This window comes from Sphingomonas sp. Leaf9 (assembly GCF_001421355.1).
Classification (GTDB): Bacteria; Pseudomonadota; Alphaproteobacteria; order Sphingomonadales; family Sphingomonadaceae; genus Sphingomonas.
The window spans coordinates 47,051-60,856 of sequence record NZ_LMKC01000005.1 but is presented as its reverse complement, the minus strand read 5'-3'; the positions used below and the strand labels follow the sequence as shown (position 1 = coordinate 60,856).

The following is a 13,806-nucleotide window of genomic DNA, read 5'->3' as shown; positions in this document are numbered from 1 at the left end:
AATAAAATTACACGCGGAAATGAGTCGGCAAGAGACCGCTCAACCGCGACCGACAGGAGAGTGTATGCGGGTCATCGATCATGTGATCGCGGGCGATTTCAATGCCACAGGCGGCGCGACCGGCGCCGTATTCGATCCCAATCGCGGCGAGGTGCAGGCGCATGTCCGCCTCGGCACCGCCGCCGATCTCGACCATGCCGTCGCCGCTGCACAGGCCGCGCAGCCGGCATGGGCCGCGACCAATCCGCAGAAGCGCGCCCGCGTGCTGTTCGCGTTCAAGCAGCTGGTCGAAGCGAACATGCAGGAACTGGCCGAGCTGCTGTCGAGCGAGCACGGCAAGGTGGTCGCCGATGCGAAGGGCGATATTCAGCGTGGCCTCGACGTCATCGAATTCGCCTGCGGCGTGCCGCATCTGCTGAAAGGCGACTATACGCAGGGCGCGGGGCCGGGGATCGACGTCTATTCGATGCGCCAGCCGATCGGCATCGGCGCGGGGATCACCCCATTCAACTTCCCGGCAATGATCCCGATGTGGATGTTCGGCGTCGCCATCGCGTGTGGCAACGCCTTCATCCTGAAGCCCAGCGAACGCGACCCGTCGGTGCCGGTGCGGCTGGCCGAACTGATGCTGGAGGCGGGTGCGCCCGAGGGCATCCTGCAGGTCGTGCATGGCGACAAGACGGTGGTCGACGCGATCCTCGATCATCCGGCGATCGGCGCGGTCAGCTTCGTCGGGTCGAGCGATATCGCGCACTATGTCTATCGGCGCGGCGTCGCGGCGGGCAAGCGCGTGCAGGCGATGGGCGGGGCCAAGAACCACGGCATCGTGATGCCCGATGCCGATCTCGATCAGGTCGTCGCCGATCTCGCCGGTGCCGCGTTCGGTTCGGCGGGCGAGCGGTGCATGGCGCTGCCGGTCGTCGTGCCGGTCGGGGAAAAGACCGCTGTCGCGCTTCGCGAAAAGCTGATCCCCGCCATTGCCGCGCTGCGCGTCGGGGTGTCGACCGATGCCGACGCACATTACGGCCCGGTGGTGAACGCCCAGCACAAGGCGCGCGTCGAGGGCTGGATCGCCAAGGGCGTCGAGGAAGGCGCCGAACTGGTAGTCGACGGGCGCGGGTTCTCGTTGCAGGGCCACGAGCGCGGCTTCTTCATCGGCCCGACGCTGTTCGATCATGTCACGCCGCAGATGGAATCGTACCGCGAGGAAATCTTCGGGCCCGTCCTCCAGATCGTCCGCGCCAACGACTTCGAAAGCGCCGTGCGCCTGCCGAGCGAGCACCAATACGGCAACGGCGTCGCCATCTTCACCCGCAACGGCCACGCCGCGCGCGAATTCGCCGCGCGGGTGAATGTCGGCATGGTCGGCATCAACGTGCCGATCCCGGTCCCGGTCGCCTATCACAGCTTCGGCGGATGGAAGCGGAGCGCATTCGGCGACGTAAACCAGCATGGCGAAGAGGGCGTCCGCTTCTGGACCAAGGTTAAGACGATCACCCAGCGCTGGCCCGATGGATCGGCAATGGGTGGTCAGGCCGAGGATGGTGCCGCGGCGCGGATGCAGGATTCGTTCGTCATTCCGACGATGGGGTGAGGGCTGGGGTTTTCAGGCAACCATGGTTCTGACCTTCGTCCCGACGCCGACCGTGCCCACGCCTGCGCGGGGGTACGGGGAGCGTGTGGCCAACGTTCATGATGCTGCTCTAGCATGGTCGGTAGCCACCCTCCGTGCGAAGGAACTGCCAAGATGATGCGACGCCTGATCGCAGCAATACTCCTGTCGCTGGCGGCGATAACCCCCGCCGCGGCGCAAAAGCGCATCGCGCTGACATTCGACGATGCGCCGCGCGCCCGCGGGCCGTTCCTGACGCCCGACGAACGCACCGCGCGGCTGATCGTGGGGCTGCGCAAGGCGAAGGTGCGGCAGGCCGCCTTCTTCGTCGTGCCCGGCAATCTGGCCGCGCCCGACGGGGTCGGCGGCGAGCGGCGGATCGCGGCCTATGTCAAGGCAGGGCATGTCATCGCCAATCACAGCTTCAGCCATCCGGCGCTCAAGTCGATGACGGCGGAGGCTTATCTGGCCGATATCGACCGGGCGAGCGGGTGGCTGATGGGGCGCAAGGGGCTGCGGCCGTGGTTCCGCTTTCCGTTCCTCGACGAAGGCGGCACCGACAAGGCGAAGCGCGACGCGGTGCGCGCCGGGCTGGCCGCGCGGAAATTGTCGAACGGCTATGTCACGGTCGATGGGTCGGACTGGAATATCGAAGGGCTGACGCTCGAGGCGCGAAAGGCGGGCAAGCCGGTCGACATGGACGCGCTGCGCGACCTGTATGTCGAAACCCATGTCGAATCTGCCGAATTCAGCGATCGGCTGGCGAAGCAGGCGCTGGGGCGGCAGCCGGTGCAGGTGATGCTGCTCCACGAAACCGACCTCGCCGCCTATTGGATCGCCGATCTGGTCGCCGCGTTGCGCAAGAAGGGGTGGGAGATCGTCACCGCCGACGTCGCCTATCGCGATCCGATCGCCAGGGCGCAGCCCGATACGCCATCGGCACAGGGCAACCGGCTGGAAGCAATGGCGTGGGAAAAGGGCGTCCCGGCCCCGCGCTGGTACGAGCGCAACACGCTGTCGATCGCGACCCCGCTGTATCGGCGGCGGGTGCTGTACGAGGCGCAGTGACGGCGCCAGTCACAAGGGATGGTGCGCCGGCAACGACCGCCGCCACGACGATAATGGAGAGTAAAGCGTGACCCAGTTTGATCTGACCGACGACCAGCGCGAGATCCAGGAGCTTGCCCGCCGGTTCACGGCGGATGCGATCACCCCCCATGCGGCGGAGTGGGACGAGAAGCACATTTTCCCCCGCGACACGATCAAGGCGGCGGCGGAGCTGGGCTTTGCTGCGATCTATGTGTCCGAGGAGTCGGGCGGGATCGGCCTCGGCCGGATGGAATCGGCGCTCATCATGGAGGCGATGGCCTATGGCTGTCCGTCGACATCCGCGTTCATTTCGATCCACAACATGGCGGCATGGATGCTCGACGCGTTCGGATCGGCGGAGTTGAAGGCGCGCTTCCTCCCCGACCTCGTGACGATGGACAAGCTCGCCAGCTATTGCCTGACCGAACCGTCGTCGGGGTCGGACGCAGCGGCGCTGAAGACCCGGGCGGTGCGCGACGGCGACAATTATATCGTCACCGGGACCAAGCAGTTCATTTCCGGCGCGGGCGATAACGACGTCTATCTGGTCATGTGCCGCACCGGCGGGGAAGGGCCGAAGGGCATTTCGTGCCTCCTAATCGAGCGCGACATGCCCGGCGTGTCGTTCGGCGCGAACGAACGCAAGCTCGGCTGGCATTCGCAGCCGACCCGTGCAGTGATCCTCGACCAGGTGCGCGTGCCCGCCGCCAATCTGGTCGGTGCCGAGGGGCAGGGCTTTTCGATCGCGATGCAGGGGCTGGACGGCGGTCGCCTGAACATCGGTGCCTGCTCGCTGGGCGGGGCGCAGCGCTGTCTCGACGAAGCGATCACCTATACCAAGGCGCGGCAGCAGTTCGGCAAGCCCATCGCCGATTTCCAGAACACCCAGTTCACGCTGGCCGACATGGCGACCGAACTGGAGGCCGCCCGCGCGCTGCTCTACACCGCCGCTGCCAAGGTGACGGCGAATGCGCCTGACAAGACGCGCTTCGCCGCGATGGCGAAACGTTTCGCCACCGACACGGGATCGAAGGTGGTCGATCAGGCGCTGCAGCTGCATGGCGGCTATGGCTATCTGATGGACTATCCGATCGAACGCTTCTGGCGCGACCTTCGCGTCCATTCGATTCTGGAGGGCACGAACCAGGTGATGCGGATGATCGTCGGACGGGAGCTGGTACGATGAAGATCCTCCCCGGCACGGGGAGGGGGACCATGCGCAGCATGGTGGAGGGGGGTGTCCTGCTCCACCACGGTTGCGCGTGCGGCGCTCCCCCTCCACCAGCTTCGCTGGTCCCCCTCCCCGCGAGCGGGGAGGAACTGGCATGATCGAGACGTTCGTCGAAAATCACGTCGGCCGCATCCGGCTGAACCGGCCCAAGGCCCTCCATGCTCTCAATCACGAGATGTGCGACGCCATGCTCGCCGCGTTGGAGGCATGGCGCGAGGACCCGGCGGTCCATGCGATCCTGATCGACCATGCCGAGGGTCGCGGTTTTTGCGCCGGCGGCGACATCCGCATGATCGCCGAGAGCAGCGCCACCGATGGCGCCGCCGCCCGCGCGTTCTTTGCGACCGAATATCGGCTGAACCACCGGTTGTTCACCTATGCCAAGCCGACCATCGCTGCCATGGACGGGGTGACGATGGGCGGCGGGGTCGGCATTTCGCAGCCGTGCCGCTTCCGCATCGCGACCGAGAACAGTCGCTTCGCCATGCCGGAAACCGCGATCGGGCTGTTCCCCGATGTCGGCGGCGGCTGGTATCTGTCGCGCCTGCCCGGTCGCATCGGCCAATATCTGGCGCTGACCGGTGCGAGACTGGACGGCAGCGAGATGCTGGCGCTGGGCCTAGCCACGCACCTGCTGCCAGCGGACACGCTGGAGGGGGTCAAGCAGGCCATCGCCACCGATCCGCAAGGCGCTGAGGCGATCCTGTCCGACCACGCGATGCCGGCGGGCGATGCACCGATCCTGGCGCAGCGTGAGGCGATCGACCGACTGTTCGCCAGCGACGATTTCGAGGAAGTCCTTGCCGCACTGAAGGCGGACCGATCGGACTGGGCGCAGGCACAGCTGGCGACGCTCCGCGGGCGATCGCCGCTGTCGTGCAAGGTGTCGCTCAAGCTGCTGCTGGACGGCGCGACCATGCCGACCTTCGAGGACGAGATGCGGCAGGAATATGCCGTCGTCACCCGCATCGTGCAGCGCCCCGACATCGTCGAGGGCGTGCGCGCGGTGATCGTCGACAAGGATCACGCGCCCAAATGGGACCCCGCCACCCCGGCGGCGGTAAGCGACCATATGATCGACCGCATCTTCGCGCCCCTTTCCCCCGCCGACGAATGGCAGCCGTACTGAGTTCGAGGAACCCCGATGTCTGATTATGAAACCATCCTCGTCGAGCGCCGTGATGCGGTGACGCTGGTCACGCTGAACCGGCCACAGGCGCTGAATGCGCTGAACGGGCAGATCCTGTCCGAACTGCTGGATGCAATGCGCGCGTTTGACACCGATCCGAGCCAAGGCTGCGCGGTCATCACCGGGTCGGCCAAGGCGTTCGCCGCCGGGGCGGATATCAAGGAGATGCAGGAAATGGATTTTGCCGCGATGTATGGCGGCGACCACTTCAGTGGCTGGGACGCGTTCACCCGCACCCGCAAGCCGATCATCGCCGCCGTGGCTGGCTTCGCGCTGGGCGGCGGGTGCGAGCTGGCGATGATGTGCGACTTCATCCTGGCGGCCGATACCGCGAAGTTCGGCCAGCCCGAGATCAAGCTGGCGGTGACGCCGGGCATGGGCGGCTCGCAACGGCTGGCGCGCGCGGTGGGCAAGGCCAAGGCGATGGAAATGTGCCTGACCGGGCGGATGATCGGCGCGGAAGAGGCGGAACGCTGCGGCCTCGTCGCGCGCATCGTGCCCGCCGACGATCTGGTCGAGGACGCGGTGAAGACCGCCGCTACCATCGCCGCCATGGCCCCGCTGGCGGTCAAGGCGAACAAGGAAATGGTCAACGCCGCGTTCGACACGACGCTCTCGCAAGGGGTCCAGTTCGAACGCCGCCTGTTCCACGGCCTGTTCGGCACGGCGGACCAGAAGGAAGGCATGACCGCCTTTGTCGAAAAGCGTCCGGGTAACTGGACCGGGCGGTAGGAGAGCGCATCATGGCACGCATCGGGTTTATCGGCCTCGGCAATATGGGCGGGGGCATGGCGGCCAATCTGGCGAAGGCGGGGCATGACGTCCGCGCGTTCGACCTGTCGGCCGACGCGCTGGCACGGGCGAAGGCGGCGGGGTGTCTGGCCGTAGCCGATGCGGTCGAGGCCGCAAGCGGTGCACAGGCGGTGGTGACGATGCTCCCCGCCGGGGCGCACGTCGCGCAGATTTATGGCGACGCGCTGTTCGATGCAGTCGATACCGGCGCGGTGCTCATCGACTGTTCGACGATCGACGTCGACACCGCGAGGGCGGTCGCCGAGGCGGCACGCGCCAAGGGGCTGCACGCGGTCGACGCGCCGGTATCGGGCGGGATCGCGGCGGCGAATGCCGGGGCGCTGACCTTCATGGTCGGCGGCAGCGACGCGGCCTTTGCCAAGGCCGAACCGTTCCTGTCCGACATGGGCAAGGCGGTGATCCACGCGGGCGCAAGCGGCGCGGGGCAGGCGGCCAAGATGTGCAACAACATGCTGCTCGGCGCATCGATGATCGCGACGTGCGAAGCGTTCGCGCTGGCCGAGAAATTGGGCCTGAACCCACAGACCTTCTACGACATTTCCTCGGTCAGTTCGGGCCAGTGCTGGTCGATGACCAGCTATTGCCCGGTTGCCGGCGTGGGTCCGGAAACGCCCGCCGATCGCGGCTATCAGGGCGGGTTCGCCGCCGCGCTGATGCTGAAGGACCTGCGCCTCGCCATGCAGGCGGCAGCAGGCGCGGGGGCCGACACGCCGATGGGCGCGCGCGCCGCCGAACTCTATGCCCGCTTCGTCGAGGACGGCCACGCCGCGACCGATTTCTCCGGCATCATCCAGACCTTGCGGCAAGGGGCGGCTTGACGGGCGCGCGGCGATCCGCTTGGAACGCCCCTTGCCTGCGGACGTGGCGAAATCGGTAGACGCAGCGGACTTAAAATCCGCTTCCCATCGGGAGTGCGGGTTCAAGTCCCGCCGTCCGTACCAGCATGGAGGTGGCATCGTGCGCATCCTGTTCCTCGCTCCCCTGCTGCTGGCGGTCGGGGCCTGTGACGGCGGGGGCGACAAGCGGCCGGTGATGGTCGACGCGATCGAGGACGGCGCGCGGGGCGATGCCGAACGCGTCCTGCTGCGCAGCGCGCTGGCGCAGGGGCTGGTGCGGTTCGATGCCGCGGGACAGGTCGAGCCGGGCCTCGCCGAACGCTGGAACATGGTCGATGACGGGCGCAGCTATATCTTTCGGCTGGGCGATGCGACGTGGAGCGATGGGCGGCCCGTCACCGCCGAACAGGTCGTGGTCGCGCTGCGCCGTGCGGTGCGGGTGGAGGCGGGCCACCGGCTGACGCCGTTCCTGCGATCGATTGACGAGATCGTGGCGATGACGCCGCAGGTGATCGAGGTGCGGCTGAGACGCCCCAATACCGAATTGCTGACGCTGCTGGCCCAGCCCGAGCTGGCGGTGATCCGGGGTGCGCAGGGGACCGGGCCGCTGCGCCGGTTGCGGGGGCAGGGTGTCCGCCTGCGCGCGCCGGCCGATCCCGATGGACCGCCGCCGGTCGCCGCCGACGAAGTGCGGCTGCGGGGCGCCCGCGCGGCACTGGCGGTGGCGCGCTATGCCGAGAAGCGCAGCGACCTGGTGCTGGGCGGCGACTTTGCCGACTGGCCGCTGGTCGCCACCGCCAGCCCGCGCCCGGCCGATGTGCGGGTCGATCCGGCGCGCGGGTTGTTCGGCTTTGCCTTTGTCGGGCGCGACAGGTTCCTGTCGACGGCGCTCGGGCGGGCGGCGGTGGCGATGGCGGTGCAGGGCGCGAACCTGCCCGGTGCGATCGATTCGGGCTGGGGGCAGGCGGACACGATCCTGCCCGAACGGCTCGATTCGGCGGCCGACCCGGCGCTGCCGGCATGGCGCAACCTGACCGAGGAGCAGCGCTGGGCGACGGCACGGGCGCAGGTCGCGGCCTTTGGCCGGCCGGTGCGGTTGCGGGTCGCGCTGCCGGACGGGCCGGGCGCGACGTTGCTGTGGGGGCGGATCGCCGCTGCGCTGTCGCGGATCGGTATCGCGGGCGAGCGGGTGGCGATGACCGCGCCGGCCGAGCTGCGGCTGGTCGACCGGGTGGCCCCCTATGACAGCGCCCGCTGGTATCTGGCGACCGCGTGCCGCACCTGTTCGATGGAGGCGATGACGCTGATTGCCGCCGCGCGCGATGCCGACAACCTGCCCGAACGCGCACAGCGGCTGGCGACGGCGGACGCGGCAATGGCGGCGGACGTCGCGTTCGTGCCCGTGGCGCGGCCGTGGCGCTGGTCGCTGGTCGCGCCCCGGCTGCGCGCGTTCCAGACCAACGCCCGCGCGGTGCATCCGTTGAACCATCTGCGCGCCGACCCCAGATAAGGGACATGGCAAAGCCGAACCGCATCTCGCCCGACATGTTCGAACAGATCGCCGGGCATCTCGACAAGAACCCCGACGCCGTACGTCGCCGCGTGGTGGCGATCGAGCGGCTGATGGAACGGTCGATGACCATTCCCGGCACGAAGCAGCCGGTCGGCCTCGACTTCCTGCTGAACTTCATTCCCGTCGTGGGCAGCTTCATCGGCGCGGCGATGGGCAGCTACATGCTGTGGGAGGCCCGCAACCTTGGCATGTCGAAGTGGCAGATGGCGCGGATGGCGGGCAATGTCGGCACCGACTGGGCGTTGGGGCTGATCCCGATCGTCGGCGCGGTGCCGGACTTCTTCTTTCGCTCCAACACCCGCAACCTGCGGATCATCCGCAAGCATCTCGACCGCCACCACCCCGCGACGGTGACGGTCGAGGGGTAATCAGCCCGCCTGACGCCCGCCGCGCCAGATCTTGACGCGGGTATTGGCGGTCACGCCGCCCTGATGCGCCGGGCAGGTCGTAAAGCGGCGGCGCTTGTCGAGGCAGAGCCACAGTTCGTCCAGCCAGCCGCGCTGGTTCGTGGTCACCCGCATCGACTGCGCGGTCATGCCGGGATTCAGCCGCGCGATGGCGCTGGCGATCTGTCCGGCGGTCAGATTGGGGCGGCGCGACAGGGCCATCATGTCGGGGAAACGCAGCCGCTGGAACAGCGCGCGCGATTCGTCGAAATAGGCCGCCGGGGGCACGCCCATACAGGTGCCGTGCTTGGCATATTCATGCTGGAGCAGCTGGGCCGAGGGCGTGACGCACAGGTTCTTCGCGATCACCGCATCGGGCAGGATCGGGGCGGCGGCGCAATATTGCGGCCAGTCCTTGCCCTCGCCATCGGGCCACAGGCCGTGCAGCGTGAAGGCGAAGCGGTTGGCGCCGCCGCATTGAAAGGCGTTGCGCGCATCGTCGCGGCGCGTGCGGCAATATTCCGGGCTCCAGGTGATGGCGAGCGTGTAGCTACCGATCGGGAGGACCCGGCGCGGCTGCTGCGGGGTCGGCAGGTCAGGGCGCGGGCGCTCGACCTGGGTCGGCGCGGAGCATTGCAGCGTCTGTGCCTGTGCCGCGACGGGCGCGAGCAGGACGGCGAGGGTGAGGGCGATGCGCTTCATATGTCTTCGTCCACTTGTGCCGGGGCGAACCATGCGGCGGCGTCGGGGCGGAAGAGGAAGATGACCGCCGCCGTCTGCAACGCGACCGCAACCAACCGCAAGATGCCGCCCGCGTCGAGGATCACCGCACCGCTGGAAAAGCCGACCGCGAGGCTGCCGATCGCGAACACGGTAAAGGCCACCAAAATCCACTTGGCGACGGTGCTGCCGCGCTGCGCGATGAAGAACCACAGCAGCAGTGCGATCAGCACGCCCACCGCGATCATGCCCCCGGCCGCCACCGTGGCGGTCGACCCCAGCGCCGCCGTGTCGGGGTTTTCGGCCAGCCGCGCCATGGTCAGCGGCCATTCGATGACGTTGCCGATCAGCCCGACGGCGATCGAGGCGAGGTAGAGCCGGTCGAACCGGATGATCGAAGACGGACGCATAGAGGCTTCCCTGATGACCCTGGCTGGTTATGCGGCGTCGAGGGTGAAATCCAGCCCGATATCGGCCGCCGGGGCCGACTGGGTCAGGCGTCCGACGCTGACATAGGTGACGCCGGTTTCGGCGATGGCGCGGATCGTGTCGAGCCGGACCCCGCCCGACGCCTCTGCGGGCACTCGCCCGGCGATGATCGTGACGGCTTCGGTGAGCGTCGGCGGGGCCATGTTGTCGAGCAGCAGGTGGGTCGCCCCGGCAGCCAGCGCCGGTTCGATCTGGTCGAGCGAATCGACCTCGACGATGATCCGCTCGATCCCCGCCGCCTTGGCCCGCGCGGTGGCTTCGCCGACCGATCCGGCGACCGCGACGTGATTGTCCTTGATCATCGCCGCATCCCACAGCCCCATGCGGTGGTTGGTCGCGCCGCCCATGCGGGTCGCGTACTTCTCCAGCAGGCGCAGGCCGGGAATGGTCTTGCGCGTGTCGAGCAGCGTCGTGGCCGTGCCGGCGATCGCGGCGACGTAGGTCGCGGCGAGGGTGGCGATGCCCGAGAGGTGCTGGACGGTGTTCAGCGCCGATCGCTCGGCGGTCAGCAGCGCGCGGGCATTGCCGCGCAGCCGCATCAGCGCGGTGCCCGCCGGTACGGCGTCGCCATCGGCCACCAGCGCTTCTATCTCGGCGGCGGGGTCGAGATGGCAAAAGAAGGCGGCGGCGATGTCGAGACCGGCAACGGTGATCGCGTCACGGCTGTCCATGATGCCGGTGAATACCGCATCGGCGGGGATCACGGCGGCGGCGGTGATGTCGCCGGCATCCCCCATATCCTCGGCAAGCGTCGCGGCGATGAAGGCGGGGAGGTCGAAACCGGGGATCATGGGGCAGCAGTCCGATCGCAGAAGGAGCGGCGACCTATATAGCTGCCCGCGCCGATTCGTAAAAAACCAACGTCGCTGGTCAGTGTCGGTTCAGACCGACCCCCGTATACGATCAGGCTGACCTGCAAGAGGGGTAACGGCATGAAGTTCGCGATGATCGTTCCGGCATTGGCCATTCTGGCACCGCTGTCGCCGGCGGCGGCGCAGGTGTCGGGACGGTCGCCCGAGGTCCGCTCCTTCATCGTGACCTGCGATTGCGATACCGCGGTAAAGCGCGGGCGGATCATCGCGGCGGTCCGGCGGCAGGGCGGAACGCTGCTCTACGAGTACAAGATGTTGGGTGGGCTGGCGGTCACTGCGCCAAAGCGCGGGCGCGTGGCGACGTTCGAGCGGCGGCTGCGGCGCATTCCCGGCGTCATCGCGGTGCGGCCCGACGGCGTTTCGCAGACCACCACCCAGACGAGCTGACGTCCGGCGTCAGCCGCGCCGCTGCCCCTCGACGATGGCAATGGCGCGTTCGACGGCGGCTTCGATCGACAGGAAGCTGGTATCAAGCGGGGCGGCGTCGGCGGCCATGGTCAGCGGGGCGGTCGAGCGGCTCGAATCGCGGTCGTCGCGGGCGCGAATGTCGGCAAGGACCCGGTCATAGGTGACGCTCGACCCGGCCTTGGCCAGTTCGTTGTGACGACGGCGGGCGCGGATCGCGGGCGTGGCCTTCACGAACAGCTTGGCATCGGCATCGGGCGCGATGACCGTGCCGATATCGCGCCCGTCGAGCACCGCGCCGCCCGGCTGCTGCGCGAATTTGCGTTGGCGGCGGAGCAGCGCCGAGCGCACCAGCGGATGCGCCGATACGATCGAGGCGGTCTGTCCGGCTTCGTCGGTGCGCAGCCAAGGATCGTCGAGCAGCGAATCGCTGAAGTCGGACGCCGCGACGCAATCCGCCTCGCGCGTGGGGTCCATCCCGTCGCGCAGCACGCGGGTAGCGACCGCGCGGTACAGCAGCCCGGTGTCGAGATGCGGCAGGCCGTAATGCTTCGCCAGCGCCCGCGCGATGGTGCCCTTGCCCGATGCCGCCGGGCCGTCGACCGCGATGATCACAACGACGCGCCAAGGCCACGCAGCAGCGTGGTGAAGGTCGGGAAGCTGGTGGCGACCGGGGCCATGTCGTCGATGGTGACCGCCTCGCGCGAGACCAGCCCGGCAACGACGAAGCTCATCGCGATGCGGTGGTCGAGCTTCGCCTCGACCGTGCCGCCACCGGGCAGCAGGTCGCCGCCGGTGCCGTCGATGATCAGGCCGTCCTCGGTTTCTTCCACCGTTGCGCCGATCGCGCGCAGCCCTTCCGCCATCGTGGTGATGCGGTCGCTCTCCTTGACCCGCAGTTCCTCCAGCCCCCGCGTGACGGTGCGGCCCTTCGCCAGCGCGGCGGCGACGAACAGGATCGGGAATTCGTCGATCATCGACGGCGCGACCGCCGGATCGACCTCGATCCCCGTCAGCGCGGAGGCGCGGACGACGAGATCGGCGACCGGCTCGCCACCGACGTCACGCGGGTTCTCGAAGGTGATGTCGCCACCCATCGCACGCAGCACGTCGAACAGCGCGGCGCGGGTCGGGTTCAGGCCGACATTGGTGATCGTCACATGGCTGCCCGGCACCAGCAGCGCAGCGACGACCGGGAAGGCGGCGGAGGACGGATCGCCCGGCACGGTGATCGTCTGCGGCTGTAGCTCCGCCTCGCCGTGCAGCTCGATCACGCGGCCGGCCGGGGTGTCCTCGACGGTCAGCTTCGCGCCGAAGCCTTGCAGCATCCGTTCGCTATGGTCGCGGGTCGGGACCGGTTCGACGACGCGGGTGATGCCCGGCGTGTTGAGCCCGGCGAGCAGGATCGCCGACTTCACCTGCGCCGAGGCGACCGGCAGGGTATAGTCGATCGGCACGGCAGGCACGATGCCGCGCAGCATCAGCGGCAGGCGGCCGCCGGGGCTGGCAGTGATCTCGGCACCCATTTGCGACAGCGGTTCGATCACGCGGCCCATCGGGCGCTTGCTGAGCGAGGCGTCACCGGTGAAGGTCGCGGTGATCGCGTGGGAGGAGACGAGGCCCATCAGCAACCGGGTCGAGGTGCCCGAATTGCCCATGTCCAATGCGGTGGCGGGTTGCAGCAGCCCGCCGACGCCGACGCCATCGATCGTCCACACGCCATCGTCGCCGCGCGTGATCGTCGCGCCCATCGCCCGCATCGCGGCGGCGGTGGCGAGCACATCCTCCCCTTCGAGCAGGCCGGTCACGCGGCTGGTGCCGACGGCAAGCGCGGAGAGCATCAGCGAGCGGTGGCTGATCGACTTGTCGCCGGGAACGGGCGCGGTGCCGGTCAGCGGGCCGCTGGCGGCGACGGAAAGCGGGGTGGGGGTGGCGTCGTGCATATGACCGGCGGCTTTGACAGCGCGTGCCCGCTATGGCAAGGCGCGGCCCCATCCGGGGTTTCCGCCCCGTTTTCCACAGCACCGAAAGGTTTGGGCTACACATGGTGAAGCCGGAATGGGGTACGAAGCGTACCTGCCCGAAATGCGCGACGCGCTTCTACGACCTTGGCAAGGACGATCCTGTCACCTGCATCAATTGCGGCGTGCACTGGAATCCTGAGCCGATCCTGAAGTCCAAGCAGCCCCTGCCGTTCGAGCAGGTCAAGGTCAGCGACAAGGTCGAGAAGGATACCGATCTCGACGCCGATCTGGACATCGAGGGCGACGACGAGCCGTCGGCCGACGATGATGTCGATCTGGGCGGCGACGACGACCTGGGCGTCGATACGTCCGACGAGGACAACGAAGCCGAGCGTTGATTTTTTTTGGGGCGGCGGGCGCAAAAGGCGCTTGCCAAACCAGCGCCCTCCGCATAGAGGGCGCTCCTCCCCAACGGGGACGCGAGGCCGCCGACCAGCGGCGGCTTCGACAAAATGGACGGGGCCGTAGCTCAGCTGGGAGAGCGCTGCAATGGCATTGCAGAGGTCAGGGGTTCGATCCCCCTCGGCTCCACCATTTTCCAAAGAACCCCGCAGCGATGCGGGGTTT

15 protein-coding genes and 2 tRNA genes are annotated in these 13,806 nt (G+C 68.2%); 12 read left to right on the top strand and 5 right to left on the bottom strand.

All coding sequences use genetic code 11. The annotated features are described in order from the left end of the window. Positions 1–64 precede the first annotated feature (64 nt). From ASE58_RS13995 to ASE58_RS13955, 9 genes are all read left to right on the top strand, one after another. A complete protein-coding gene (locus ASE58_RS13995; protein ID WP_055822602.1) occupies positions 65–1,594 on the top strand; it encodes a CoA-acylating methylmalonate-semialdehyde dehydrogenase in 1,530 nt (509 codons plus the stop codon). 153 nt (positions 1,595–1,747) lie between these two features. Then, positions 1,748–2,680: a polysaccharide deacetylase family protein gene (locus ASE58_RS13990; RefSeq protein ID WP_055822599.1), complete on the top strand. Its 933-nt coding sequence runs from the start codon at positions 1,748–1,750 to the stop codon at positions 2,678–2,680. A gap of 67 nt (positions 2,681–2,747) precedes the next feature. Continuing rightward, the gene (locus ASE58_RS13985) at positions 2,748–3,887 is read left to right on the top strand and encodes an acyl-CoA dehydrogenase family protein (protein WP_055822595.1); all 1,140 of its coding nucleotides are present in this window, start codon (positions 2,748–2,750) and stop codon (positions 3,885–3,887) included. 139 nt (positions 3,888–4,026) lie between these two features. Beyond that, positions 4,027–5,061, top strand: a complete 1,035-nt coding sequence (locus ASE58_RS13980) for an enoyl-CoA hydratase/isomerase family protein (protein WP_055822592.1) — start codon at positions 4,027–4,029, stop codon at positions 5,059–5,061. Between the two features lie 15 nt (positions 5,062–5,076). Further along, complete coding sequence (locus ASE58_RS13975; RefSeq protein ID WP_055822589.1) at positions 5,077–5,853, top strand: enoyl-CoA hydratase; 777 nt, start codon at positions 5,077–5,079, stop codon at positions 5,851–5,853. Positions 5,854–5,864: 11 nt separating this feature from the next. Beyond that, positions 5,865–6,752: a 3-hydroxyisobutyrate dehydrogenase gene (gene mmsB / locus ASE58_RS13970; protein WP_055822586.1), complete on the top strand. Its 888-nt coding sequence runs from the start codon at positions 5,865–5,867 to the stop codon at positions 6,750–6,752. A 37-nt stretch (positions 6,753–6,789) separates the two neighbouring features. After that, positions 6,790–6,875, top strand: a tRNA-Leu gene (locus ASE58_RS13965). 16 nt (positions 6,876–6,891) lie between these two features. Continuing rightward, positions 6,892–8,280, top strand: a complete 1,389-nt coding sequence (locus tag ASE58_RS13960) for an ABC transporter substrate-binding protein (protein WP_235513630.1) — start codon at positions 6,892–6,894, stop codon at positions 8,278–8,280. A gap of 5 nt (positions 8,281–8,285) precedes the next feature. Further along, positions 8,286–8,711, top strand: a complete 426-nt coding sequence (locus ASE58_RS13955; protein WP_082468058.1) for a DUF4112 domain-containing protein — start codon at positions 8,286–8,288, stop codon at positions 8,709–8,711. On the opposite strand, the gene ASE58_RS13950 is transcribed toward ASE58_RS13955, so the two are convergent. Genes ASE58_RS13950 through nadC form a run of 3 tightly spaced genes read right to left on the bottom strand, consistent with a single transcriptional unit; the run spans position 8,712 to position 10,729 of the window. Then, positions 8,712–9,431 (bottom strand): ribonuclease T2 family protein, encoded by a 720-nt coding sequence (locus ASE58_RS13950; protein WP_055822583.1) that lies wholly within the window; start codon positions 9,429–9,431, stop codon positions 8,712–8,714. Then, a complete protein-coding gene (locus ASE58_RS13945) occupies positions 9,428–9,859 on the bottom strand; it encodes a hypothetical protein (RefSeq protein WP_055822580.1) in 432 nt (143 codons plus the stop codon). Before ASE58_RS13945 ends, ASE58_RS13950 begins: the two co-directional genes overlap by 4 nt. A gap of 27 nt (positions 9,860–9,886) precedes the next feature. Next, on the bottom strand, positions 9,887–10,729 hold the full coding sequence (gene nadC / locus ASE58_RS13940; protein WP_055822577.1) for a carboxylating nicotinate-nucleotide diphosphorylase: 843 nt from the start codon (positions 10,727–10,729) through the stop codon (positions 9,887–9,889). A 141-nt stretch (positions 10,730–10,870) separates the two neighbouring features. On the opposite strand from nadC, the gene ASE58_RS13935 reads away from it, so the two are divergent. Beyond that, the gene (locus tag ASE58_RS13935) at positions 10,871–11,197 is read left to right on the top strand and encodes a hypothetical protein (RefSeq protein WP_055822576.1); all 327 of its coding nucleotides are present in this window, start codon (positions 10,871–10,873) and stop codon (positions 11,195–11,197) included. A 9-nt stretch (positions 11,198–11,206) separates the two neighbouring features. Here the strand turns inward: ASE58_RS13935 and cmk are convergent, their stop codons facing one another. Next, positions 11,207–11,830 (bottom strand): (d)CMP kinase, encoded by a 624-nt coding sequence (gene cmk, locus ASE58_RS13930; protein WP_055822573.1) that lies wholly within the window; start codon positions 11,828–11,830, stop codon positions 11,207–11,209. Beyond that, complete coding sequence (aroA, locus tag ASE58_RS13925; protein WP_055822568.1) at positions 11,827–13,158, bottom strand: 3-phosphoshikimate 1-carboxyvinyltransferase; 1,332 nt, start codon at positions 13,156–13,158, stop codon at positions 11,827–11,829. The genes cmk and aroA overlap by 4 nt, the downstream gene beginning before the upstream one ends. Positions 13,159–13,259: 101 nt before the next feature. Between aroA and ASE58_RS13920 the strand changes: the two genes are divergently transcribed. Both ASE58_RS13920 and ASE58_RS13915 read left to right on the top strand, forming a co-directional pair. Next, positions 13,260–13,577 carry a TIGR02300 family protein gene (locus tag ASE58_RS13920; protein ID WP_055822565.1) on the top strand — a complete coding sequence of 106 codons (318 nt, stop codon included), beginning with the start codon at positions 13,260–13,262 and terminating at the stop codon, positions 13,575–13,577. Between the two features lie 120 nt (positions 13,578–13,697). Further along, a tRNA-Ala gene (locus ASE58_RS13915) sits at positions 13,698–13,773 on the top strand. Positions 13,774–13,806 lie beyond the last annotated feature (33 nt).

Coding starts and splice junctions, on each gene's coding strand:
- ASE58_RS13955 (WP_082468058.1), top strand. CDS start 8,286: ATGGCAAAGCCGAACCGCATCTCGCCCGACATGTTCGAACAGATCGCC.
- ASE58_RS13920 (WP_055822565.1), top strand. CDS start 13,260: ATGGTGAAGCCGGAATGGGGTACGAAGCGTACCTGCCCGAAATGCGCG.
- aroA (WP_055822568.1), bottom strand. CDS start 13,158: ATGCACGACGCCACCCCCACCCCGCTTTCCGTCGCCGCCAGCGGCCCG.
- ASE58_RS13980 (WP_055822592.1), top strand. CDS start 4,027: ATGATCGAGACGTTCGTCGAAAATCACGTCGGCCGCATCCGGCTGAAC.
- ASE58_RS13990 (WP_055822599.1), top strand. CDS start 1,748: ATGATGCGACGCCTGATCGCAGCAATACTCCTGTCGCTGGCGGCGATA.
- ASE58_RS13935 (WP_055822576.1), top strand. CDS start 10,871: ATGAAGTTCGCGATGATCGTTCCGGCATTGGCCATTCTGGCACCGCTG.
- ASE58_RS13975 (WP_055822589.1), top strand. CDS start 5,077: ATGTCTGATTATGAAACCATCCTCGTCGAGCGCCGTGATGCGGTGACG.
- ASE58_RS13945 (WP_055822580.1), bottom strand. CDS start 9,859: ATGCGTCCGTCTTCGATCATCCGGTTCGACCGGCTCTACCTCGCCTCG.
- nadC (WP_055822577.1), bottom strand. CDS start 10,729: ATGATCCCCGGTTTCGACCTCCCCGCCTTCATCGCCGCGACGCTTGCC.
- ASE58_RS13950 (WP_055822583.1), bottom strand. CDS start 9,431: ATGAAGCGCATCGCCCTCACCCTCGCCGTCCTGCTCGCGCCCGTCGCG.
- ASE58_RS13995 (WP_055822602.1), top strand. CDS start 65: ATGCGGGTCATCGATCATGTGATCGCGGGCGATTTCAATGCCACAGGC.
- mmsB (WP_055822586.1), top strand. CDS start 5,865: ATGGCACGCATCGGGTTTATCGGCCTCGGCAATATGGGCGGGGGCATG.